This window comes from Hymenobacter latericoloratus (assembly GCF_014199535.1).
Classification (GTDB): domain Bacteria; phylum Bacteroidota; class Bacteroidia; order Cytophagales; family Hymenobacteraceae; genus Hymenobacter; species Hymenobacter latericoloratus.
This window is the reverse complement of the sequence record NZ_JACHNV010000003.1, coordinates 18659-41228: the sequence shown is the minus strand read 5'-3', so window position 1 is coordinate 41228 and position 22570 is coordinate 18659. Positions and strand designations below refer to the sequence as shown.

21 protein-coding genes are annotated in these 22570 nt (G+C 60.3%); 14 read left to right on the top strand and 7 right to left on the bottom strand.

Translation table 11 applies throughout. The features are described from left to right. Window positions 1-97: 97 nt before the first annotated feature. Window positions 98-1438 (bottom strand): NAD(P)/FAD-dependent oxidoreductase, encoded by a 1341-nt coding sequence (locus GGU46_RS10710; protein WP_139921058.1) that lies wholly within the window; start codon window positions 1436-1438, stop codon window positions 98-100. A 263-nt stretch (window positions 1439-1701) separates the two neighbouring features. Between GGU46_RS10710 and GGU46_RS10705 the strand changes: the two genes are divergently transcribed. The 6 genes from GGU46_RS10705 (at window position 1702) to GGU46_RS10680 (ending at window position 7824) form a co-directional block, all read left to right on the top strand. Beyond that, window positions 1702-2271 carry a lipocalin family protein gene (locus GGU46_RS10705; RefSeq protein ID WP_183403546.1) on the top strand — a complete coding sequence of 190 codons (570 nt, stop codon included), beginning with the start codon at window positions 1702-1704 and terminating at the stop codon, window positions 2269-2271. A 236-nt stretch (window positions 2272-2507) separates the two neighbouring features. Next, on the top strand, window positions 2508-2957 hold the full coding sequence (bcp, locus tag GGU46_RS10700; protein WP_183403545.1) for a thioredoxin-dependent thiol peroxidase: 450 nt from the start codon (window positions 2508-2510) through the stop codon (window positions 2955-2957). A 476-nt stretch (window positions 2958-3433) separates the two neighbouring features. Next, the gene (locus GGU46_RS10695; protein WP_183403544.1) at window positions 3434-4336 is read left to right on the top strand and encodes a transketolase; all 903 of its coding nucleotides are present in this window, start codon (window positions 3434-3436) and stop codon (window positions 4334-4336) included. 135 nt (window positions 4337-4471) lie between these two features. Then, the gene (locus GGU46_RS10690; protein ID WP_183403543.1) at window positions 4472-5869 is read left to right on the top strand and encodes a vWA domain-containing protein; all 1398 of its coding nucleotides are present in this window, start codon (window positions 4472-4474) and stop codon (window positions 5867-5869) included. Between the two features lie 62 nt (window positions 5870-5931). Then, window positions 5932-6741, top strand: a complete 810-nt coding sequence (locus tag GGU46_RS10685; RefSeq protein ID WP_183403542.1) for a phytanoyl-CoA dioxygenase family protein — start codon at window positions 5932-5934, stop codon at window positions 6739-6741. A gap of 126 nt (window positions 6742-6867) precedes the next feature. Beyond that, entirely contained in the window at window positions 6868-7824 is a 957-nt protein-coding gene (locus tag GGU46_RS10680; RefSeq protein WP_110978154.1) for a transketolase family protein, read from the top strand. A 60-nt stretch (window positions 7825-7884) separates the two neighbouring features. Here GGU46_RS10680 and GGU46_RS10675 read toward each other — a convergent pair whose 3' ends face one another. Together GGU46_RS10675 and GGU46_RS10670 are read right to left on the bottom strand one after the other, a co-directional pair. Next, on the bottom strand, window positions 7885-8472 hold the full coding sequence (locus tag GGU46_RS10675) for a hypothetical protein (protein WP_183403541.1): 588 nt from the start codon (window positions 8470-8472) through the stop codon (window positions 7885-7887). 139 nt (window positions 8473-8611) lie between these two features. Continuing rightward, window positions 8612-9256, bottom strand: coding sequence for a zinc ribbon domain-containing protein (locus GGU46_RS10670; RefSeq protein ID WP_215906328.1), 645 nt, complete (start codon window positions 9254-9256; stop codon window positions 8612-8614). Window positions 9257-9393: 137 nt separating this feature from the next. Here GGU46_RS10670 and GGU46_RS10665 point away from each other — a divergent pair, with 137 nt between their 5' ends. Then, window positions 9394-10119 carry a DUF481 domain-containing protein gene (locus GGU46_RS10665; RefSeq protein ID WP_183403539.1) on the top strand — a complete coding sequence of 242 codons (726 nt, stop codon included), beginning with the start codon at window positions 9394-9396 and terminating at the stop codon, window positions 10117-10119. 12 nt (window positions 10120-10131) lie between these two features. Here the strand turns inward: GGU46_RS10665 and GGU46_RS10660 are convergent, their stop codons facing one another. After that, window positions 10132-10626 carry a DUF2628 domain-containing protein gene (locus GGU46_RS10660; protein WP_183403538.1) on the bottom strand — a complete coding sequence of 165 codons (495 nt, stop codon included), beginning with the start codon at window positions 10624-10626 and terminating at the stop codon, window positions 10132-10134. Between the two features lie 165 nt (window positions 10627-10791). Between GGU46_RS10660 and GGU46_RS10655 the strand changes: the two genes are divergently transcribed. The 4 genes from GGU46_RS10655 to GGU46_RS10640 all read left to right on the top strand — a co-directional run bounded on the left by GGU46_RS10655 (window position 10792) and on the right by GGU46_RS10640 (window position 13668). After that, window positions 10792-11343 carry an RNA polymerase sigma factor gene (locus GGU46_RS10655; protein WP_183403537.1) on the top strand — a complete coding sequence of 184 codons (552 nt, stop codon included), beginning with the start codon at window positions 10792-10794 and terminating at the stop codon, window positions 11341-11343. Between the two features lie 30 nt (window positions 11344-11373). Then, window positions 11374-11829 (top strand): hypothetical protein, encoded by a 456-nt coding sequence (locus GGU46_RS10650; RefSeq protein WP_183403536.1) that lies wholly within the window; start codon window positions 11374-11376, stop codon window positions 11827-11829. A gap of 33 nt (window positions 11830-11862) precedes the next feature. Next, complete coding sequence (locus GGU46_RS10645) at window positions 11863-12336, top strand: hypothetical protein (RefSeq protein WP_183403535.1); 474 nt, start codon at window positions 11863-11865, stop codon at window positions 12334-12336. Window positions 12337-12483: 147 nt separating this feature from the next. After that, window positions 12484-13668 carry an aspartate aminotransferase family protein gene (locus GGU46_RS10640; RefSeq protein ID WP_183403534.1) on the top strand — a complete coding sequence of 395 codons (1185 nt, stop codon included), beginning with the start codon at window positions 12484-12486 and terminating at the stop codon, window positions 13666-13668. An 83-nt stretch (window positions 13669-13751) separates the two neighbouring features. Here the strand turns inward: GGU46_RS10640 and GGU46_RS10635 are convergent, their stop codons facing one another. Then, entirely contained in the window at window positions 13752-14180 is a 429-nt protein-coding gene (locus tag GGU46_RS10635; RefSeq protein ID WP_183403533.1) for a tellurite resistance TerB family protein, read from the bottom strand. A 250-nt stretch (window positions 14181-14430) separates the two neighbouring features. Between GGU46_RS10635 and pfkA the strand changes: the two genes are divergently transcribed. Beyond that, window positions 14431-15402 carry a 6-phosphofructokinase gene (gene pfkA / locus GGU46_RS10630; protein ID WP_183403532.1) on the top strand — a complete coding sequence of 324 codons (972 nt, stop codon included), beginning with the start codon at window positions 14431-14433 and terminating at the stop codon, window positions 15400-15402. Between the two features lie 208 nt (window positions 15403-15610). Here the strand turns inward: pfkA and miaA are convergent, their stop codons facing one another. Together miaA and GGU46_RS10620 are read right to left on the bottom strand one after the other, a co-directional pair. Continuing rightward, on the bottom strand, window positions 15611-16516 hold the full coding sequence (miaA, locus tag GGU46_RS10625; RefSeq protein ID WP_183403531.1) for a tRNA (adenosine(37)-N6)-dimethylallyltransferase MiaA: 906 nt from the start codon (window positions 16514-16516) through the stop codon (window positions 15611-15613). Window positions 16517-16760: 244 nt separating this feature from the next. Then, window positions 16761-17915 carry a glycosyltransferase gene (locus GGU46_RS10620; RefSeq protein ID WP_183403530.1) on the bottom strand — a complete coding sequence of 385 codons (1155 nt, stop codon included), beginning with the start codon at window positions 17913-17915 and terminating at the stop codon, window positions 16761-16763. Window positions 17916-18021: 106 nt separating this feature from the next. On the opposite strand from GGU46_RS10620, the gene GGU46_RS10615 reads away from it, so the two are divergent. Both GGU46_RS10615 and GGU46_RS10610 read left to right on the top strand, forming a co-directional pair. Then, complete coding sequence (locus tag GGU46_RS10615) at window positions 18022-22101, top strand: PAS domain S-box protein (protein ID WP_183403529.1); 4080 nt, start codon at window positions 18022-18024, stop codon at window positions 22099-22101. Window positions 22102-22187: 86 nt separating this feature from the next. Then, entirely contained in the window at window positions 22188-22565 is a 378-nt protein-coding gene (locus GGU46_RS10610) for a response regulator (RefSeq protein WP_110978142.1), read from the top strand. Window positions 22566-22570: the final 5 nt, after the last annotated feature.

Sequence of the window (22570 nt, the reverse complement as noted above, 5' to 3'; positions counted from 1 at the left end):
GACAAGACGTTCTATTTAGATTCACACTACGTGAGCCACACGAAAAGAGCGGCCTTCCTAGTTTAGGAAAGCCGCTCTTTTTATGTAGCCAAAAACGTCACTCACTCACGTGCTGCCGGACGAATTCCTCGGCGACTTTGTCGCCGGGCTGTACGTAGGGCTGGATAATGATGCGGGTGCCGCGCTGGTAGGTAAAAAGGCGGTAGAGCCAGTTCGTCATCACAATCAGCTTGCTACGGAAGCCGATGAGGTAGTAAATGTGTACGAACAGCCAGGCCACCCAGGCAATAAAGCCTTTCAGGCTCTTGTTACCGGGCAAATCGGCCACGGCGCGGCCCCGGCCTACAATAGCCAGGGAGCCTTTGTCGAAGTAGTCAAAGGCCTCCCAGGCTTCGCCGCGCATGCGGCGCACCAGGTTTTTGCCCAGCAGGCGCCCTTGCTGCAGGGCCGGCTGGGCCACTTGCGGGTGCCCCTTGGGCCATTTCTCCGATTTCATCACGGCAATGTCGCCGATGGCAAACACGTCCTCGAAGCCCTGAACCTGGTTGAAGTGGTTGACGAGGTAACGGCCCCTTTCCACCGTTTCGGGGGGTAGGCCGTCGATGGTGGCCCCGGCTACCCCGGCGGCCCACACCAAAGTCTGGGTTTTGATCTGCTCCCCGTCCTTAAAGGTCACGGTTTCACCGTCGTAGCTGGAAACCAGCTTATTGAGCTTGATATTGACGCCGAGCTTTTCCAGGTACTCGTGCGTATTCTTGCTCGACTCCGGTGACATGGGCGGCAACACCCTATCCAGACCATCGACGAGGTAGATGTTCATCAGCCGGAAATCGAGGCCGGGGTAGTCACGCGGGAGTACGTGCTGGCGCATTTCGGCCAGGGAGCCGGCCAGCTCCACGCCCGTGGGGCCGGCCCCGGCAATTACCACGTTCAGCAGACTCTGCCGTAGCTCGGGGTCCTTGGAAATGTTGGCCTGCTCGAAGCTCTGCAGCAGCTGGCTGCGCAGGTTCACGGCATCGGTCAGGTTTTTCAGCCCGAAGGAGTTCTGCTTGATCTGCTCGTTGCCGAAGTAGTTGGACTTGGTGCCGGTGGCAATAACCAGGTAGTCGTAGCGCACCTCGCCAATCAGGGTGGTTACGGTTTTGGTGGCGGGGTTAATGTTGGTTACCCGCACGTAGCGGAAGTGAAAATCCGTGCGGTCATCAAACAGCTTGCGGATGGGCTCGGCAATGGCTTCGGGCTCCAGGCCGGCCGTTGCCACTTGGTAGAGCAGGGGCCAGAAGCCGTAGTAGTGCTGTTTGCTGAGCATGACCACCTGAAACTGGTCGTCGGGCAGGTATTTGGTCAGGTTCACGCCGCCAAAGCCGCCCCCAATAATTACGACGCGCGGCTTAGTGGTTTCCGGGATGTTGAGCGAGAGTTGTTCCAGGTGCAGCATAATCGGAAGGAAAGAGTAACCTGAAGCTATACGGCTGCCCTCGCAAAGCGGCCGTTACCGTTGACCTTGGGCCCCAGGGTGCGCTGCCGGAGCGGTTGGCTTCGTACTGACTTCCGTTGGAGATTTAAGCAGATGGCCGGGGTAGGCAGCCGCCGGGCCGGTCGGCGTGAACGTCAACCAGCCCGGCGGCTGCGCCGTTGGTCCGGGGGTATCCGGGAGGTGCTGCCATGCGTATAGTGGGCTTTCCCCTACCCCCCTTTCCTATGGCAAACCTGCTCAAGCGTCGGCGCCCGGTTTTGTTTACCGTCATTGGTGCCACGGTAGCTACCGGCGTGGCGGCCTACGCCTACGCCCGGCGCAAGCTCCACCCACCCCTGCCCACCGTGGCCCACGTCAACCTGCATAAGTACATGGGCCGGTGGTACGAGGTGGCCCGCCTGCCCGCCCGCTTCGAGAAAGGCTGCCAGCACGTGACGGCCGAGTACAAGCTGCTGCCGGACGGTAAGGTGCGGGTAGTCAATACCTGCCACCAGGAAGGCATCAACGGCCCCGTGAAAAAGGCCACCGCCACAGCCCGCGCTGTGGACGACACCAACAGCAAGCTGAAAGTGCAGTTCTTCTGGCCCTTCGAGGGCGACTACTGGATTCTGGACCTCGACCTTTCCGATTACCGCTACGCCCTGGTAGGTGAGCCCGGCCGCGAAAACCTCTGGATTCTGAGCCGCACCCCGCACCTGGACCGCAGCATCCGCGACCGGCTGGTAGCCCACGCCCGCGAGCTGGGCTTCCCCGTTGAAAATCTGCTCTTCACGCCCCAGCCTGTTAGTGAATGAGAGAGTGAGTGCAGTCCTGTCATGGCGAGGAGGCACGACGAAGCCATCCTTCCTCTCTCGTGTGACCAGCCTAATAATGTGATAAGCCCTTGACGCTCGCGCAGTCGTCGTCAAGGGCTTGTCGCGTTTCAGGGGGTAGCACAGTGTTCAGGACGGATGGCTTCGCGCTGCTCGCCATGACAGATTATCAAAGTCACTCATCCACTCACTTACTCATTCACTCTTATCTTCGCGCCATGGCACTACCTCAAGTGGGCGACCAGGCTCCGGCCTTCGAAGCCCAGGACCAAACCGGCGCTACGCACCGCCTCCAGGACTACGCGGGCCGCAAAGTGGCTCTCTACTTCTACCCCAAAGACGACACCTCGGGCTGCACTGCCCAGGCCTGTAACCTCCGCGACAATTACCAGCGCCTGCTCGGGGCCGGCATTCAGGTGCTGGGCGTGAGCATCGACTCAGAAAAGTCGCACCAGAAGTTTGCCACCAAGTACGAGCTGCCCTTTCCCCTGCTGGTGGACGAGGACAAGAAACTAGTGGAAGCCTACGGCGTGTGGCAGGAAAAATCAATGTACGGCCGCAAGTACATGGGCACCATGCGTTACACCTTTCTGATTGACGAGCAGGGCCGCGTTGAGAAGGTCATCACCAAAGTCGATACCAAGAACCACGCGGCTCAACTGCTGTAAAGTACTGAAAGCCTCGCCTGTTGCGGCGGGGCTTTTTTGTGGGGGTTGGGGTGAGGAGGTGATGGGGTGATGAAGTAAATGGTGAACGGACTGGCGGCAGACTTCTGGCCGCAGGCCAGGCGTCTGCCCGCCGGGAAATGGGGCAAGTCTCCCGACTTGCGGCCGCCAACGGCGGCCATCCGGTACTGCGCCGTTTGCTTCACCTGGATTACTTACAGTCTAGCATCACTTCACCCAAGCACCCTAGCGGCGCAGATGGCCCTGACGCGAGCTGGCCGCCTGCGGCGGCCGCAAGTCGGGAGACTTGCCCCATTTCCCGGCGGGCAGACGCCTGGCCTGCGGCCAGAAGTCTGCCGCCAGTCCGTTCACCATTTACTTCATCACCTCATCACCTCATCACCTCATCACCTGTCACCCCATCACCTCCTCACCCCAACTTCCTACCTTTGTTTCCCCATCAAACCCTAACTCAGCACATGGCTCAGGATTCCTCATTTGCCGCTTCCGCCGAAACGCACGCCCCTACCCCCACCCGCTCGGTGGATGATTTGAAACAGATTGCTGCCCAGGTGCGCCGCGACATCGTGCGCATGGTACACGCCGTTAACTCGGGTCACCCTGGCGGCTCGCTCGGCTGCACCGATCTGCTGGTGGCGCTCTACTTCAAGGTGATGAAGCACACCCCCGAGCCCTTCGACATGAACGGCATCGGGCAAGACCTGTTTTTCCTGTCCAACGGCCACATTTCGCCGGTATTTTACTCGGTGCTGGCGCGCTCGGGCTACTTCCCCGTGGGCGAGCTGGCTACCTTCCGCAAGCTGAACTCGCGCTTGCAGGGCCACCCCGCTACCCACGAGCACCTGCCCGGTGTGCGCGTAGCTTCCGGATCCTTGGGCCAGGGCCTGAGCGTGGCCATCGGAGCTGCCCAAGCCAAAAAGCTCAACAACGACGACCGTAAGGTATTCGTGCTAATGGGTGATGGTGAGCTGGAAGAAGGCCAGATCTGGGAGGCCGCCATGTACGCTCCTCACCATAAGGTTGATAACCTGATTGCCTTCGTGGACCGCAACGGCCAGCAGATTGACGGTCCGACCGAAAAAATTGGTGGCCTCGGCGACCTGCGCGCCAAGTTCGAAGCCTTCAACTGGCGCGTACTCGAAACCGACGGCAACGACCTCGAGAAACTCCTCCCCACCATCGAAGAAGCCGTGCAGCTCAGCGGCCAGGGTCAGCCCATCATGGTGCTGATGGACACGCAGATGGGCTACGGCGTTGACTTCATGATGGGCTCGCACAAGTGGCACGGCGTGGCTCCTAACGACGAGCAGTTGGAGAAGGCCCTGCAGCAGCTGGTAGTTGAAAAAGCTGGCGACTATTAGTAGCATCCTAATTGTCATGCTGAGCTTGTCGAAGCATCTCTACCGCTTGGTTGAGCGAGCATCATTAGTTAGCCAGAGGTAGAGATGCTTCGGCTTCGCTCAGCATGACAGTTCTTTTTTCTATCCGCTTCTGAAATGCGCTACTTGGTTTTGGTTACGTGCTTGCTGCTGAGCCTGCTGGCTCCCGGGCCAAGCCGTGCCCAGAACGTAGCGCCCGAGAAGCCCCGGACTACCCGCATCCTGTTCGTGCTCGATGCTTCGGGCTCGATGCGGGCGCCCTGGGAAGGGCAGCAGCGCTGGGACGTGGCTAAGAACCTGCTCTCGAAGATGGTGGACTCGCTCAACGCCTATCCCAACCTGGAGCTGGCATTGCGCGCCTACGGTCATCAGCACGAAAACAAGGAGAATAACTGCGAGGACTCGAAGCTGGAAGTGGCCTTCGCGCCCAAAAACGCGGGGGCCATCAAGGCGCGGCTGAAAACCATCGAGCCGAAAGGCAACACGCCCATCACCTACTCCTTGCTGCAGTCGGCCCAGGATTTTCCTGCTGACCGCACGGCCCGCAACGTGCTCATTCTGATTACCGACGGTCTGGAATCCTGCAAAGGCGACCCGTGCGCTACGGCCGTAGCGTTGCAGCGCAAGCATGTGTTTCTAAAGCCGTTTGTGATTGGCATTGGGGCCGAGCGGGAGTTTGGCAAGCAGCTGGAATGCCTGGGGCAGTACTACAACGCGGCCGATGTGCAGACCTTTCGCACCATCCTGGGCGATGTAGTAGCCCAGACCCTGGCCAAAACCACGGTGGCCGTCAACCTGACCGATGAGGCGGGTCGGCCGGTGGAGTCGAACGTGAACATGACCTTCCTGAACAACGTCACGGAGCAGCCGGAGTACAACTACGTACACTTCCGCGACGCTCAGGGAAAACCCGACGTGCTCGACATCGACGCCCTGCAGAGCTACGATTTGGTCATTAACACGGTGCCACCGGTGCGCCAGCAGAACCTGCCTATTCGGCCTGGTAAGGCCAATGTGCTCACCTACAAAACGCCCCAGGGCACGCTCTGGCTCCAAAACCCCAGCCTCACCCCCAACCCTTATGGTACGGTGCAGGCAGTGGTGCGGGCCCAGGGCAACGCGGCCACGGTGGTGGCCCTACCCTTCGGGAGCCGGCAAAAGCTGCTGGCCGGCAACTACGAGGTAGAGCTACTGACCCTACCCCGCCAGATCCGCCGAATCTCGGTGAAGCAGGGCCAGGAAACCGCTGTGACCTACGAGGCGCCCGGCATCCTGAACATCGTGTCGGATCTAAAGGGCTACGGCAGCATTTATAAGCTGAACAACGACGAGTCGCAGACGTGGGTGTACAACCTGCCCGACGGGGGTAGCAGCAAAATAAACCTACCCCTGCAGCCGGGGGCCTACCGCCTGGTGTTCCGCACCAAAACCGCCACCGGCAGCCAGTTCACCGATGTCCGCAACTTCACCATCCGGCCGGGTCAAACCTCGTCGGTCAGCATTTTTGGGCGATGAGAAGCAGTGTAGCAAAAGAAACCCAGCTGAACGGTCATGCTGAGCGGAGCGAAGCATCTCGCGTGCTGACGCCTGATTCTCATTGCACCGGCAGCACACAAGATGCTTCGGCGGCGCCGCTGCCTGACGGTCTGCAGAACGTAGCGCAAAATCTGCAGAAACATGGCTACGCAACCCTACCGGGCATCATCTCTCCGGAAGAAGTCCGGGCACTGCTTCAAACCATTGAGGCAGTAGAAACTACTTCTTCTAATTTTCGCCGCAGCCAGGATGTATTTGCCATTCGAAACCTGCTGGGCGAGATTCCGCAGCTCCGGGAGCAACTCCTGACGCCTCGGCTGCGGGAAGTGCTGGCGGCGCTGTTCCCTGGTGCTACTCCGCATCTGACCAAGGCTATTTATTTCGATAAGCCCGCCGGCTCCAACTGGTTGGTGGCCTGGCACCAGGATGTGATGATCAGCGTGGACCATCGGCTGGACTTGCCCGGCTACGGCCCCTGGAGTAGCAAAAGCGGTGAAGTAGCAGTACTGCCGCCCCAGGCGATTCTGGAAGGCATTTTCACGCTACGCCTTCACCTCGACGACTGCGACGAAACCAATGGCGCCTTACGCGTGGTGCCCGACTCTCACCGGCACGGCGTCATCCCGAACGAGCAGCACCCTGCCTATACGCCCCAAGCCGTTACCTGCCCCGTACCAGCCGGTGGCCTGATGCTGATGCAGCCCCTGACGCTTCACGCCTCCAACCGTAGCACCAGCAACCGCCCGCGCCGCGTGATTCATCTGGAGTTCAGCGCCGCTGAGCTGCCCGCAGGAGTACAGTGGCGGGAGCGGCTGGAAGTGAATCAGCTACTACAAAGGCCGTCATGCTGAGCGCAGCCGAAGCATCTCTCCCTCTGGCTAATTAATGAAGCCTGCAACGAAGCGGTAGAGATGCTTCGACAAGCTCAGCATGACAAATGATTAAAAAAACCAAGAACCCTACAACCTACCAATAGCATGAAAGACTTTCCCTACACCGAATCGAAGGATACCCGCAGCGGCTTTGGCGCGGGCCTGCAAGAGCTGGGCAAAACCAACCCCAACGTGGTGGCCCTCTGCGCCGACCTTATCGGCTCGCTCAAGATGGACGCCTTCATCAAGGACAACCCCGAGCGTTTCTTCCAGGTAGGCATTGCCGAAGCCAACATGATGGGCCTGGCCGCCGGCCTCACCATCGGGGGCAAGATTCCCTTCACCGGCACTTTCGCCAACTTCTCGACCGGCCGCGTGTACGACCAGATCCGGCAGAGCATTGCCTACTCGGGCAAAAACGTGAAGATCTGCGCTTCGCACGCGGGCCTCACGCTGGGCGAAGATGGTGCTACCCACCAGATTCTGGAGGACATCGGGATGATGAAGATGCTACCCCACATGACGGTCATCAACCCCTGCGACTACAACCAGACCAAGGCCGCTACCATCGCCATTGCCGACTACGAAGGCCCGGTGTACCTGCGCTTCGGCCGCCCCGTAGTGCCCAACTTCACCCCCGCCGACCAGAAGTTTGAGGTAGGCAAAGGCATCGTGCTCAACGAAGGCACCGATGTAAGCATTTTCGCCACCGGCCACTTGGTATGGAAAGCCATCCTGGCGGGCAAGCTGCTCGCGGAGAAAGGCATCAACGCCGAAATCATCAACATCCACACCATCAAGCCCCTGGATGCCCAGCTGATTCTGGAATCGGCCCGCAAGACGCGCTGCGTGGTAACGGCCGAGGAGCACCAGATGAACGGCGGCCTCGGCGACTCTATCGCCCAGCTGCTGATCCGCGAGGAGCCCCTGCCTCTGGAAATGGTAGCCGTGAATGACTCCTTCGGCGAATCGGGCACGCCCGACCAGCTGATGGAGAAATACGGCCTTAACGAGCAGGCCATTGTGGCCGCCGTGGAGAAAGTAATGGCCCGCCGGAAGTAGATCTTTCACCAGTACTACAAAGCCCCCAACTGCGGTTCGCAATTGGGGGCTTTTCTTGCTCTATACTTGATAAAGCAGATTGAAATAAGCGTCATGCGCGGTTACATAAACCGGTACGGAGGCCCAGGCAAGCTTTCTGGCTGTAGCTACTGCTTTCGCAGCTTTAAAGAGTTCTTGTACGCGCAGCACAATCAAGGCGGCACACTCATGAGCAGCCACTTCCCTAGCATCATCCTCCCACTTAGCCGTATCCATATAGTCCTGGTAAACTGCTTGGATATCCTCCAGCCCGGTTATAGGCTGACTGGCTGCCGACTGGTAGTCAGAATCGGCCAGCCAGTCCGTATCCTCAAGGCCCTCGTTTCGATCATAGGCAAACACATCAACATACCACAGGTCGTAGTTGATAGTAAAACTATTCATTTCCGCATACAGACTTTTGACCTGGATTTTGTTTTCGGCGGCGGCGAAGCAATGGTCAAGATACTGCACTAAGGCCTCCGTGATATGGAGCAGGTTTTTACCCACGACAGGCTTAAAATCAGCAACCGGATTTTGCAGGATCTGCTGCTCGACAACTGCAATAGCTTCTTCCAGTTTATGCTGGTCCAGTAATCCCTGCAGCTTTTCTTCAAAAATATCTTCCATAGGTAAGACGATAGATAGAGAATGCTATTCCGAAGCTGTAAAAAATGCTTTGGTTGATACTGTGCTGCTTTTAAGTCACCTACAGGAGCTACTTCCTCTGAAACCTCACGCGTGCTCCCGAAAGACAGGGAGTTGGGTCCTACCCCTGCTTGCCGCCGCACTCACTGCAGAACCGCTGCTCAGGCTTTACACTAGCGCCACAGTCGCCGCAGAATTTGTCTTTGGGTTGGGCCGCGGCGTTGGGGGTGCCGCAGGTGGGGCAGAACTTCTGGCCGGGGGCCAGCTTGGCCTGACAGCTCTGGCACTGCACCAGCCCGCCGGTGTTGAGGAAATCGAGGCCTTGGGTGTAGTCCTGCTCCCGGGTTTTGGTGCGGATTTGCTCGCTGGCGGCCTGGCGCTGCTGGGCGGCCAGCTCCTCGTGCTCGTCGGGGGCGCAGGTTTCGCAGAGGCTGGCCCGGTGGTTCCAGCACACGTCGGGGCACACCCAGTGGCCGCAGCGGGTGCACTGCTTGAAGTAGGTTTTACCTTCCTGCACAGCTTTTTCCAGGGCCGCATCGTGGGCCTTGCCGCCAATGGCGCGCTGCACGTGGTAGGCGGCGCTGCCGGCGCTGGAGAAGCTGCCCCCGAACAGGCTGCCCGCCGCCCGCATCAGCTCCCCGGCAATGCCGATGGCGTTGGGGTGGAAGCGCGACATGTGCCCATTGCGGCATTTGTCGCAGTAGAATTTGAACTGAAAGCCTTTGTCGGTGGATAAATCGTCGTGGTTGGCGACGAACTGAATCATGCTGCTCATGGCGGAAAGGACGAGTGGAGGGCTAAAAGTAGCATTTCTCTATATTCCAATCTGCCCCACGCCCCTTCCTACCTCCGTTTCCGGGCTTATACTTGCAGACACTTTGGAGAGGCTTCTCCGCCGCCCGCATGCGTTTCTGCTATTTTCTGCTTCCTCTGCTGCTTCTGCTTGTCCGCCCCGCCCGAGCCCAGCGGGCCGATACCACCATTATTCGCTACACCGGGCAGCTGACGGGGCAGTACACCTCGGGCGGCGTCAACCGGACGCTGTTTGCTACCTCCCACTCCGTTACCCTGCTGCGGGGGCTGCACTTTGGGGCGCCGGTTACGGGCAGCTTCACGTTTGGCAAGCAGGAAGGTCGGCTTAGGGAGCGGGAATGGCTGCTCAATACCACCCCCTATTACTGGAAAGGGCGCTTCCGCTTCTACGGCATCGGGGGCTACGAGCGCAGCAACCTGCGCGGCATTGATAACCGCTACCAGATAGGTGCCGGCCCCGGCTGGGCTATTTACACCGACTCGCTGAACCGGGAGGTAGCCGTGAGTAACCTGATCATTCGGGAGGCTACCTACTTTCAGGATGGCTCCCGGCGCACGGTGGCCCGCAACTCCACGCGCCTTAAGGTGGCCTACACTTACCGCGGGTTCAGCCTGAACTCCGTTACGTTCTACCAGCCCAACCTGCAGAATTTCGACGATTACCGCGTCACGCAACAGTCGAGCCTGGCACTGCGCTTCACCCCCCGCTTTGCCATTACCAGCACCTACACCTACACCTTCGAAAACCGCATTCTGGAGGGCAAGCCCCGCGACAACACCAACGTGACGGTGGGCGTGTCGTTCAGTACGAAGTAGCGTACTAGCTGGCTACGTATGGCTAAGCCAGTAATAAGCCCCTATGCTCAACGCCGCTACGCCTAGCAACACCAGCAGCAAACTCCAGCTGGTGCCGCCGGCCCGGCGTAGGCGCCGTAGCAACTCTTCTTTGGGCAGGCCCAGATGCAGAATCTTCCGCATTCTGCGCTCTGCATACCACAGATAAAGGCTATTCCCCAAAAAGCCATACAAGCTGCAGAACACCAGGTTTGCCAGCAATGTCCGGCCCGTACTTGGCGGTAGCCTGAAGACAACATCTTCCAGCATTCCTTCCAGCATAGCAACCACCACGATGAGAAATAAAATCAGGTACATGCGGCGGTAGGCAAACCAGAATAAGCCCCCGAAGAAGGCAGATGCATTAAAGCTAATACTGTTGCCTTGCTGTCGAAGCCGCCAGTATTTCAAGTAGTACTCAGCGTTTGAGCCGAAGAAAGTCCAGGCGTATTCGTCCTCAATTTCAACTTGGGTAGAAGGTTGGCTCATATTAAGTAGTAAGGTGAACAGTATCTGGCCAAATTACTGGATAGATCAACGCATATCCTACTTCGGCGGGTCCGGTCCACCCTTTTTTCAGCCGGCCGTTAAACCCGGCGGGCCCTACCCCCTCTAAGCTCCCACACCCGCCCTAACCCGCCCCGCCTGCGCCCCTTGGAAGACCAGGAGATTCTCGCCAAGTTCCGTGACCCCGCCACCCGCAACGTGGCCTTCAACCAGCTGGTGCGCAAGTACCAGCAGAAGGTGTACTGGCACGTGCGCAAAATGGTGGTCAGCCACGACGACGCCGACGACCTGACCCAGGATGTGTTTGTGAAGGTGTGGAACCACCTGGAGAACTTCCGCCAGGATGCCTCCCTCTACACCTGGCTGTACCGCATTGCCACCAACGAGTGCCTGAGTTTTCTGCAAAGCAAGCGCCGCAGGTTTTTCCTCCCCCTCAATGATGTGGGAGCCGAGCTAACGGCCAAGCTGGAGGCCGACGACAGTCTGGCCGGCGACGAGGTGGAGCTGAAGCTGCAGAAAGCCATCCTGCGCCTGCCCGACAAGCAGCGCCTCGTGTTCAACCTGCGCTACTACGACGAGATGCCCTACGAGCAGATGGCCGAGGTAACGGGCACTTCCGTAGGGGCCCTGAAAGCCTCCTACCATCACGCCGTCAAGAAAATCGAGCAGTACGTAAACCACCAGTTCCCCAACGATTAAACCCGGCGCCCCCGGCCGCCTCTAACCGATATGCCTACTCCTTTTCGTCTGGATGAACACCCGCGCCGGCCGCATCCGCCGCTGGCGCCGCCCCCGGACCGCTACTTCGAGCAGTTGCCGATGCGGGTAATGCAGCGCGTGCAGGCCGATGCTCCCGGCGAAACGGCCCGGGGCTGGCTCACGGCCTTATCGGCTCCCGTGCGCACGGCCCTGGCCTCGGTGGTGGTACTGGGCGGCTTTGCGGCGTCGGTGCTGCTGAGCCCGGCCCCTGCCCCGGGCACTTCGGCCGCGGCAGCCTTGGCTCAGGTACCGCGCGAGCAGATGGTGCAGTACTTGCTGGCCAGCGACCAGCGCGTAACGCTGACGGACCTGGCTGAGCTGCCCGCGGCCGCCACCGCTCTGCCCACGGAAAGCTACCTGCATGCCTCGGACCAGGAAGTGCAGGACCTGCTGGATGCTCAGCCCACCGAGGATGCCTACCTCTAATTTCTGCTTTTGCGTACCCCTTGTTTTATTCTCATGACATACGTGCTTCGTCGCTTGCTGGTGCTGGTGCTGCTGGCAGTAGTGCCGGCCCTCTCCTTTGCCCAGACCGGGCGGGCCGATCGGCTCAGCCAACTGGAAAATGCCAAAATCGCCTACCTCACCGATAAGATTTCCCTGACCCAGGACCAGGCCCAGAAGTTCTGGCCCGTTTATAACGACTTCACCACCAAGCGCCGCGACCTGAACCGCCGCATGCGCCAGCTGCGCATTGCCAGCCCCGAAGCCCTTACCGACCAGCAGATCCGGGAAAACCTGACCCAGGCCCTGGCCCTGCGCCAGCAGGAGGTAAAACTGGAAACAGACTACTTCGAGAAGTTTCAGAAGGTATTGAGCATCCGGCAGGTAGGCCAGCTCTACGCCGCCGAGCGCGACTTCACCCGCGAAGTTATCAAGCGCGTGGCCGACCGCCGCGGTGGCCGCACCCCAGCCCCCCGCACCGACGACTAGTCTTGTTTCCTTTCTTTCTGACAGGCGAAAAGCGGCTGCCCCGGCAGCCGCTTTTTTATGTTGCCCACCCGGCCTTTCCTACCCCTGGCAGGCCGGCAAACCCCGGCTTTGGGCGTACCTTTGCGGGCCGAAGTTGTTATTACCAGTATGCTTACTCCCCGCCAGCTTTTCCTGCGCCACCAGGCCCAAACCTCCGATTTTCCGCTGCTGCTGGAAATTGAGCGCGCCGAAGGCGTGTACATGTACGACGCCGACGGCCAGCGCTACCTCGATCTGATTTCCGGCATTGGGGTCAGCAACGTGGGCCACCGCCACCCGCGGGTGCTGCAGGCCATCCAGAGCCAGCTCGATAAGTACCTGCACCTGATGGTGTACGGCGAGGTAGTGCAGGCCCCGCCGGCCCAGCTCGCGGAGGCCCTGCACCAGACCCTGCCCGCCCACCTCGACAACGTGTACTTCACCAACTCCGGCACCGAGGCCGTGGAGGGCGCCCTCAAGCTGGCCAAGCGCCACACCGGCCGCACCGGCCTGCTCAGCAGCTACAACGCCTACCACGGCTCCACGCACGGCGCCCTCAGCATCACGGGCTCCGAGGGCTTCAAGAACTCCTTCCGGCCCCTGCTGCCCGACGTGCGCCACTTCCGCCACAACCACTTCGAGGACCTTCAGCTGATTGACGAGCACACGGCGGCCGTGGTCATTGAAACGGTGCAGGGCGAGGCCGGCGTGCGCGTGCCCGCCCCCGGCTACTTGCCGGCCCTGCGCCAGCGCTGCACCGAGGTAGGGGCCCTGCTCATCCTCGATGAGATTCAGTGCGGCTTTGGGCGCACGGGCACGTTCTGGGCCTTCGAGCAGTTCGGCATCGAGCCCGATATTCTGCTCACGGCCAAGGGCATGGGCGGCGGCATGCCCATCGGGGCCTTCATTTCGTCGCAGGAAATCATGGCGGGCTTCAAAACCAACCCTATTCTGGGCCACTGCACCACCTTTGGGGGGCACCCGGTGTCGTGCGCGGCGGCACTGGCTACGCTACGCGTAATTCAGGAGGAAAACCTGCTGGCTGGGGTGGCCGAAAAAGCGGCGCGGTTTCGGCGGCAGCTGGTGCACCCGGCCATCCGGGAGGTGCGCAGCCAGGGCCTGCTCATGGCCGTCGAGTTTGAGTCGTTTGCGGTGCTCAAGCCCATCATCGACCGGGCCCTCTGGCAGGAGCGCATGCTCACCGACTGGTTTCTGTTCTGCGACAACTCCCTGCGCATTGCCCCGCCCCTGACCATCACCGACGCCCAGATTGACGAGGCCTGCGCCGCCCTGCTTAGGTCAATTGACAAGTAAGAATTAAAAATGAAGAATGAGCCGTTCAGCTACCCCTAACAAGGGATGCTGAACGGCTCATTCTTATTTCTTCATTAGTAATATTAATTCCCCAGAAAGGTCTGGGTGTCTTCTTTGATCTGCTCGCGGGGGAAGCCGTCCTTCACACCCTGGGAAATACGACGAACCAGCACGGCCACTACGTCTTTGCGAAAGCCCAGCTTCTCGGCCATATCCACGCAGAAATCCATTTCCGTATCGTCCACTACCCCATCGGCCAGCATCATGTCCACGAGGTCAAAAATCTGGTCGAACCGCTCGGAGTCGTTCTCGGGAATAACCAGGTGAATGGTGCTGGCATTGCCCACAATGGAGCGCACCTCGTCGGGGCGCATGCCGTTTTTGCGGCCCACCGCTACAATAAAGTTCATTTCCCGCTCGTCGAGGTGGCCATCGGCCTTGGCCAGGGCCACCAGGTTCATGAGGTGGCTTTTGACTTTTCTGGTCTGCTCGTTTTCAAAAAAACCAAACATACGGGCGGGCATTAGGTGGGGTAGAACAGCCGGGCGGGCGGCAACCAGGGAGCGGCGGCCGGTTAGGGAAGTTAACCAGCGGCCGCGCAGTACGCAATAGGCCGATACGCAGGCCGTAAAAAAATAGCCGGCGGCCGGCCCTATTTTATCTTTTACTGGGGCAAAGGCTGTAGTTTCCGGCCGGATTTACCACCTTTGCCCGACCCGGCCTCGTCGGGTTTTTGTTTGAGTACGGAAGAGCGAGTATATGATGAAACGCATTGCAGTTTTCACCAGCGGCGGCGACGCGCCCGGTATGAACGCGGCCATTCGCGCCGTGGTGCGCACGGCCGTGTACCACGGCATTGAGGTATATGGCATCATGCGCGGCTACAGCGGCATGATTAAGGGCGAGTTTGTGAAGCTGGATTCAGCTTCCGTCGCGAATACGATTCAGAAGGGCGGCACCATCCTTAAATCAGCCCGCAGCCAGAAATTCCTGACCAAGGAAGGCCGGCAGCAGGCCTTCGACCAGCTGGTGAACCACGGCATTGATGGGCTGGTGGCCATTGGCGGCAACGGCACCTTCACCGGGGCCATGATTTTCGAGCAGGAGTTCGGCATCCCGACGGTAGGCGTGCCCGGCACCATCGACAATGACCTGTACGGCACCGACTATACCATTGGCTACGATACGGCCGTGAACACGGCCCTGGAGGCCATCGACAAAATCCGCGACACGGCCGACTCGCACGACCGGTGCTTCTTTGTAGAAGTAATGGGCCGCGACTCGGGCTACATTGCTATTCCGTGCGCCATTGGCGGCGGGGCCGAAATTGTAATGGTACCGGAAACGCAGATGTCCACGGAAGCCGTCATTGACAGCCTGAAAACCAGCTGGCAGCGCTCCAAAACCTCTTTTCTGGTGGTAGTAGCCGAGGGCGAGGAAGAAGGCAACGTGCACGCCGTAGCCCAGCAGGTGAAAGCCGCCATTCCAGAGCTCGACACGCGCGTGACCATCATCGGGCACATTCAGCGGGGCGGCGCCCCCTCCGCCTCCGACCGGATGCTGGCCTCCCAGATTGGTATTGCCGCCGTGGAGGGCCTCATGAACGGCATGCGCAACGTGATGGCCGGCATCGTGGACCGCAAGCTGGTGTACACGCCCTTCGTGGATACCATTCACAAAAAGAAGATGATCAACCAGAGCTTTATGCGCATGGTGGAAATCCTGAGCGTATAGAGAGGAACGGAGCAGCAGAGTAAAGTGCTGTCATGGCGAGGGTATCGAAGCCATCCTTCCTCTCTCCCATGTGACAAACCGGATAAATAGAGTAAGCCCTTGACGCTGCTATACGTCAAGGGCTTATCACGTTTCAAGGGGGGGGGGGTAGCACGCTGGTCAGGAAGGATGGCGTCGTCCTGCGTCCTCGCCCTGACACTTCCCTCAGCTACTCAGTTACTCTTTGCACCTCTTCCGGATGAAACCACTGATACTCCGCGTCGCGGCGGAGCCAGGTGAGCTGGCGCTTGGCGTAGCGGCGGGAGTTACGCTTGAGCAGGCGCACGGCCTCGGCGTAGTCGTAGTGCCCCTCGAAGTAACCGAACAGCTCCTGGTAACCTACCGTCTGGAGGGCATTGTGGTGGCGGTGGGGGTAGAGGCCGCGGGCTTCTTCTTCCAGCCCGGCGGCCAGCATCTGGTCCATGCGCTCATCGATGCGCCGGTACAGTTCCTCCCGCTCGCGGGTTAGGGCAATTTTCACCGGCCGGAAGGGCCGTTCGGCCGATTTTCCACCGTGGAAAGAGCTGAATGGCCGCCCGGTGCCCCGGCTGATTTCCAGGGCCCGCAGCACCCGCTGGGGGTTTTGGCGGTCGAGGCGGGCGTGAGCAACGGGGTCGAGGCGGGCGAGTTCGGCCACCAGGGGCTGCAGGCCGTGGGCTTCCAGCTCGGTGCGCAGCTGCTGGCGCACCTCGGGCGGCACGGCCGGCAGCTCGTCGAGGCCTTCCGTAACGGCCTGCAGGTACAGGCCCGAGCCGCCCGTCAGGATAACCACGCGGTGCCGCTGAAACAGCTGAGTTAGCAAGGCCAAGGCGTCCTGCTCAAAGCGCCCGGCGTTGTATTCCTCCGTAATGCTGTGCGAGTTGATAAAGTGGTGCGGCACCCCTTGCATTTCCGCGGGGGTAGGCTTGGCCGTGCCGATGGTCAGCTCCCGAAAGAACTGCCGCGAGTCGGCCGACACGATTTCGGTACCCAGCTGCCGGGCCAGGCGCACGCACAACTCTGTTTTGCCTACGGCCGTGGGCCCGGTAATTACCAGGAGCGTAGGTTGGGTAGCGGCAAAGAGTTCAGCGAGCATGCGAAAAGGTGATGAGGTGAAAAGTGACAGGTGACAGGTGACAAGTAAAAGGGAGGAGGTAAGTGGGGGCGGGTGAAAAGCACAGTCCTAATGAGCGGAGGCGCAGCCGGAGTCGAAACATCTCTGCCTCTGGCTAACTCAATCGGGGGGCTTCCCTCTCCCTTGGAGGGCGGGCCGGAGGGGGTGAGGCCCTACCAGAACGACCCGAGCAAGAGGCTTCGCATGACGGTTTCCCTGTCACCTGTCACGGTTCACCATGCACCCTCTTCCCTCCTACCACTGCCTGGTATAAATCCAGCAGCCGGGCTTCCTCCTGCTGCCAGTTCAGCTCCAGACGGGCGTGGCGGCAGCTTGCGGCGAGGCGGTGGTAATGGGCGGCGTCGCCGCCGGGCAGCAGGCGGTTGAGGGCGGCGGCCAGGGTAGCGGGCTGCAGGTCGGCCACCAGGTCGGCGACGGGGTACTGCTCGGTCAGCGCCCGATACTCGGGAAAGTCGATGACCACCTGCGGAATGCCGGCGTGCAGGTAGTCGAAGAACTTGTTGGCCAAGGAGTAATAATAGCTCAGGCCCTGGTTTTCGAGCAGCATAACGCCCACCGTGGCCTGGCGGGTCAGCTCGCGGAGGGCGGCGGGCAGCACGTACCCGCGAAACTCTACCTGGCCGGTTTGCAGCAGGCCCAGCTCGGCGGCCCGCGTCCGTAGCGCCCCCGACAAGTCGCCTTCCCCGCAGAGCACCAGCCGCCCGTTTACGTGAGGCATGGCTTCCAGCAGCTGCTCCAGCCCCCGGCCCACGTTGAGGGCGCCCTGGTAGAGGATAAATCCGTTTTCCGGGGCTGCCACCGGGGCGGGCGGCAGCGGCGCTTCGGCCAGGCGGCTGATGTTGCGCACCACCCCAAACGGCCGGCCGTAGCGCTGCTCCAGCAGGCGGGCCAGCGCCGGCCCCACGGTGTAGGTCCGGGTAGCCCGCGGCACAATAAACCGCTCCACCCGCCGCCACAGGCTTTGCACCCGAGGGCGGGCCACTACCTCCGGCGTTTCGGTAAACAACTCGTGGGCATCATACAGGAAAGGCTGACCGCCCAGGCGGGCCCGCAGCCATACGGGCAGGGCCGTATCCAGGTCGATGGCGCACCAGGCGGCGGCCCGGCACCCGAGCAGGTACCCCAGCAGGCGCAGGTTGTACTCCAGGTAAAACAGTTTGCCCCGCGTAAAGCGGCAGTGCAGGCGGTGCTGCTGGTACGGTTGGGGCGTGAGCGGCTCCGAGGCCGGCCACTGCCGGCCTACCAGCACCACGTCGTAGCCGGCCCGGGCCAGGGAACCACAGATACGCTGCATCCGTTGGTCGTAATTCAAATCCGTAGTAACGGTGAAAACCAGACGAAGCGGCACGGTAGAAGGCAAGGTCCTGGGTGAAAAAAGGCAGTAATTTCAGGAATTGTCGCAAATTTAAGAACTTCATTTGGTGCCGGCCACCGGCCGCATTGCTCCCGCGCATCCTCCTTATTCCATGAATACACTTCCGAATACAACGGCAGCGGCTCCCTCCCAGGGGTCTGGCTTGTCAGCCGACGTATATCGGGCTTTGTTCGAAGAATCGTTCGACGGCCTGTTGCTATATGACTCCGCGGGCGCATTGCTCGACTGCAACCAGCGGGCGGTGCACTACCTGGGTACTACCCGTCCCATCTTGCTGGGCGCCGGACTCATGGCTTTTTCCGTGAGCCCCGATCCGGCCCCGGCCAACCAGCTTGTTTCGGAGCAGCAGCTGCACGAGCAGGTTATCCGCTGCCTGCAAACCGAGGAACGGGCTTCTCTGCGCTGGAGTGGCCGCCGCACCGACGGGGTAAGCCTGGCGGCCTGGGCTACCCTGAGCCGCCTGGGTGTGGGCGAAACCTCGCTGGTGCTGCTGACCCTGCGCGACGTGGCTCCGTATGTGCCGGCAGCACCGGCGGCTTCTGCCCACCTGCTGGACTCAACGAGCGCTCAACTGGCCGATTTTTCGCGCGGGCAGTTCCGCGACGTGCTTAGCCGGGCGGGTATGTGCTACCTGCTGCTAGACCGCGAAGCCCGGATTCAGGACATCAACGAGTATTTCTGTGAGCTGACCGGCCGCCCGGCCGCCACTCTGTACGGCAAGGAATATTTTTCGCTGTTTGCGCCCGCCACGGAGCAGGAGCCCCGCCGCTTTGCTTTCCAGCGGGCCATTGAAGATGAGCAGCTCCAGGATTTCTTTGAACGCTCCCTGCTCACCATTTCCGGGCAGGGCCGCACCTTCTTCTGGCACTCGGAGTTCGAGCGGGACACGCAGGGCACCATCACGGGCATTCTGTTTGTGGGCCGCGACATCACCGACAAACAGGTGGCCGTGCGCGCCCTCACCGACAACCGCAACCGCCTCCAGGATTTCTTCGACAATGCCCACGACCTGATTCAGAACCTGAGCATCGACAACCGGTTTCTGTTCGTGAACAAAGCCTGGAAGGAGAAGCTGGGCTACGACGACCACGACCTGCCCCACCTGAGCCTCTCGGATGTGGTGCACCCTTACTACAAGTCCAAGCTGCTCTACCAGCTGCGCAACCTGTACAAGGGCGAGAAAGTCAATAAGCTGGAAACCGTTTTCCTGACCAAATCGGGCAAGCCGGTGCACCTAATTGGCTCCATTAGCTGCTCCTGGCAGGACGGGGAGCCGGTGAGCACCCGCGCCATTCTGCACGACATCACCGACCGCATCAAGGCCGAGCGCCTGCAGAAGGTGTACTACAGCATTGCCAACCTGGCCATCAGCTCCAAGGATTTGCACTCCCTCTACGGGGCCATTCACCGGGAGCTGAGCAAGATTATCGAAACCAACAACTTCTACATTGCCCTCTGCGATGAGGCCCGCACCCAGCTGCAGTTCGCCTACTTCGTGGACCAGAACGCCCAGGGCGACCAGAGCATGATGGCCCGGCCCTTCTCCTCGGGCATCTCGGAGTACATCATCCGGACGGGGCGGCCCCAGTACCTGCTGCGCGACGACCTGCAGGAGCTGATTCAGAGTGGCACCATCACGGCCTACGGGCTGATGCCGGAAGTGATGCTCTGCTCACCCCTGAGCATTGGGGAGCGGATTATTGGGGTGATTGCCGTGCAGGACTATCAGAAAGCCGATGCCTATACGGCCGCCGACATTGAGATTCTGCACTTTATTTCCAACCAGGTAGCCCTGGCCATTGAGCGCAAGCGCAACGAGGTGCAGATTCAGAAGCAGAACGCCCGCCTGAACGCCATCTTTGAGAGCGGCTCCCACCTGATGTGGTCGGTGGATACGCACTCCCGCCTGTCGTCCTTTAACCGCAACTACGCCGCTTACTTCCTGCGCCGCAATGGCGTGTACCCGGCCCTGAACGTGAACCTGTGGCAGGCCGACGTGGCCCTGATGGAAGAGGAAGCCCGCCGCGCCTTCATTGAAAATTACCGCAAGGCCTTCCAGGGCCACCCGCAGCGCTTTGAGGTGCGCCTGCGCGACGCCCGCGGCCAGGACACCTGGCGCGAAATCTACCTCAACCCGATTTACCTCGACGACGGCTCCTTCGAGGAAATTTCGGGCATTGCCCACGACATCACCGACAAAAAACGCTCCCAGCTGGAGCTGGCCGCTCAGGAGGAAAAATTCCGGGCCATTTTCGAGTCGTTCCAGGACGTGTACTACCGCACCGACGGCGAAGGTATGCTCACGCTGCTGAGCCCCTCCGTGCGCGACATCCTGGGCTACACCCCGGAAGAAGCCCTGGGACACTACATCGGCGAGTTTTACATGTATCCGCAGCAGCGTATTTCCCTGCTGGAAAGCGTGCGGCAGAACGGCGTGGCCCGCAACTTCGAAATTGCCATGCGCCACAAGGCCGGCCACGCCGTGAGCGTGCTGGTAAACGCCCGGCAGGTAGGCGACGGGGCCGGCGGGGGCACCGAGGGCATTGCCCGCGACATTACGGAGCTGAAGCAAATGCAGGACGACCTGCGCCAGGCCAAGGAAGCCGCCGAGCAGGCCCTGGAGGCCAAAACGCTGTTCCTGGCCAACATGAGCCACGAGCTGCGTACGCCCATGAACGGCATCATCGGCATGATTGATTTGCTGCACCAGACCGTGGCCTCCGAGGAACAGGAGGAGTACGTGGATACCCTGCGCAAGTCGTCGGATGCGCTGCTGGCCATTCTCAACGACATTCTGGACCTGTCGAAAATTCAGGCCGGCAAGCTCCAGCTCAGCGAGTCGGGGATTGACCTGCACTACACCCTGGACAAGATTCACTCCCTGTTTGCCAACCGGGCCAACCAGAAGCACCTCACCTTTACCTACCACATCACCCCGCACACGCCGCGCTTTATCATTACCGACGAAACGCGCCTGCTCCAGATCCTGAGCAACCTCACTTCCAACGCCATCAAGTTTACGTCTTCGGGCACGGTAAGCATCATTGTGTCCTCCACGGTGACGGATGGCGAGGAGCACACCCTGCGCTTTGCGGTGCAGGACTCGGGCATTGGTATATCAGAGGAAAACGAAAAGCTGCTCTTCACCAATTTCACCCAGCTCGACACTACCCCTACCAAGGCCTTTGGCGGCACGGGCCTGGGCCTGGCCATCAGCAAGCAGCTGGCCGAGCTGCTGGGGGGCGAAATTGGGGTGTACTCCAACGTCGGCGACGGCTCTACGTTCTGGTTCACTATCCGCTGCCAGGTAGCCCGCAACGAGGAGGAAATTGTGCAGGAACGCCTCACGGCCCGGGAGCGGCCCCAGGAAGTGGTCCGCTTTGAGTCGGCCCCGCGGGTGCTGCTCGTTGATGACAACCCCATCAACCAGAAGGTAGCCACCCGCCTGCTCGATAAGCTGGGCTGCAACATTGTGGTGGCTTCCGATGGATTTGAGGCCATCAGCCGGGCCACGGCCCCTAAAGCCCGCTACGATTTGATTTTCATGGACATCCAGATGCCCGAAATGGATGGCGTCACGGCCATGCAGGAAATCCGGCAGCGCCTGGGGGCGGCCAGTCCGCCCATTGTGGCCATGACGGCTTACTCCATGAAGGAGGATGCCGAGCGGTTTGTGCAGCAGGGCATGGACGACTACGTCTCGAAGCCGGTGAAAAGCCAGGACCTCTACGCCATTCTGCGCCGCTGGACGACAGGCCGGGCCACGGCCGCTGCTGAGGCCGAAGCCGGTATTGCCGGCACGCCTGAGGAAGTAGCTCCCGCCACCAACCCACCCATTGACCTGGAAATTGTAGAACAGCTCCGGCAGCTGGGCGGCGGCGAATTCGCGGCCGGGCTCTACCAGGATTTCGAGCAGGAAGCCGAGCAGGTGCTGCAGGAGGCCGCTGCCTTGGTGGCCGACGGGCAGTATGAGCAGATCCTACCCCATTTGCACCAGTTAAAGGGCACGGGCTTCACGTTGGGGATTCAGGAAATGGCAGAATGTGCCAAAGCGTTAGAACATGAGTTGAAAAACGGCCGTACGGATACAACACCGGCGGAATTTCAACGTCTGCTTGATTACTTTGCACAATTCAAGGCTGCGTACCCTTCTCTAACGCAAGCCCTGTAGGCGGCCATTCGCCCGGAACTTCTGAGCGAACTCCCTGAAAACGAACTTATAACCCTCTCACTGAACTACCCCAACCTTACTCCCTCATGGCCGACTCTAAGACGATTCTGATTGCTGAGGACAGCTCCGTTATCCTGAACCTGACTAAAAAAATTCTGGAACTCCAGAAATACCGTATCGTATCGGCCAAGAATGGCGGCGAAGTCATCAAGCAGGTAGAGAGCCAGCCCATCGACTGTGTGCTGATGGATATCAACATCCCCGTGAAGGATGGCATGGAATGCACCCGCGAAATCCGCCGCCACTCCGATCCGCGCATCGCCAAGATTCCGGTTATTGCCATTACCGGCAACGCCAACAACTACTCCATGGAGCAGTTCCGGGAGGCCGGCGTAACCGACTACCTGCCCAAACCCCTCGACTTTGACGCTCTGGTGCGTGTGGTGAAGCAGTACATTGGTTAACTGAT

Coding starts and splice junctions, on each gene's coding strand:
- GGU46_RS10675 (WP_183403541.1), bottom strand. CDS start 8,472: ATGGAAGATATTTTTGAAGAAAAGCTGCAGGGATTACTGGACCAGCAT.
- GGU46_RS10705 (WP_183403546.1), top strand. CDS start 1,702: ATGGCAAACCTGCTCAAGCGTCGGCGCCCGGTTTTGTTTACCGTCATT.
- GGU46_RS10695 (WP_183403544.1), top strand. CDS start 3,434: ATGGCTCAGGATTCCTCATTTGCCGCTTCCGCCGAAACGCACGCCCCT.
- bcp (WP_183403545.1), top strand. CDS start 2,508: ATGGCACTACCTCAAGTGGGCGACCAGGCTCCGGCCTTCGAAGCCCAG.
- GGU46_RS10660 (WP_183403538.1), bottom strand. CDS start 10,626: ATGAGCCAACCTTCTACCCAAGTTGAAATTGAGGACGAATACGCCTGG.
- miaA (WP_183403531.1), bottom strand. CDS start 16,516: ATGCTCGCTGAACTCTTTGCCGCTACCCAACCTACGCTCCTGGTAATT.
- GGU46_RS10645 (WP_183403535.1), top strand. CDS start 11,863: ATGACATACGTGCTTCGTCGCTTGCTGGTGCTGGTGCTGCTGGCAGTA.
- GGU46_RS10670 (WP_215906328.1), bottom strand. CDS start 9,256: ATGATTCAGTTCGTCGCCAACCACGACGATTTATCCACCGACAAAGGC.
- pfkA (WP_183403532.1), top strand. CDS start 14,431: ATGAAACGCATTGCAGTTTTCACCAGCGGCGGCGACGCGCCCGGTATG.
- GGU46_RS10650 (WP_183403536.1), top strand. CDS start 11,374: ATGCCTACTCCTTTTCGTCTGGATGAACACCCGCGCCGGCCGCATCCG.
- GGU46_RS10615 (WP_183403529.1), top strand. CDS start 18,022: ATGAATACACTTCCGAATACAACGGCAGCGGCTCCCTCCCAGGGGTCT.
- GGU46_RS10690 (WP_183403543.1), top strand. CDS start 4,472: ATGCGCTACTTGGTTTTGGTTACGTGCTTGCTGCTGAGCCTGCTGGCT.
- GGU46_RS10635 (WP_183403533.1), bottom strand. CDS start 14,180: ATGTTTGGTTTTTTTGAAAACGAGCAGACCAGAAAAGTCAAAAGCCAC.
- GGU46_RS10680 (WP_110978154.1), top strand. CDS start 6,868: ATGAAAGACTTTCCCTACACCGAATCGAAGGATACCCGCAGCGGCTTT.
- GGU46_RS10710 (WP_139921058.1), bottom strand. CDS start 1,438: ATGCTGCACCTGGAACAACTCTCGCTCAACATCCCGGAAACCACTAAG.
- GGU46_RS10610 (WP_110978142.1), top strand. CDS start 22,188: ATGGCCGACTCTAAGACGATTCTGATTGCTGAGGACAGCTCCGTTATC.
- GGU46_RS10665 (WP_183403539.1), top strand. CDS start 9,394: ATGCGTTTCTGCTATTTTCTGCTTCCTCTGCTGCTTCTGCTTGTCCGC.
- GGU46_RS10640 (WP_183403534.1), top strand. CDS start 12,484: ATGCTTACTCCCCGCCAGCTTTTCCTGCGCCACCAGGCCCAAACCTCC.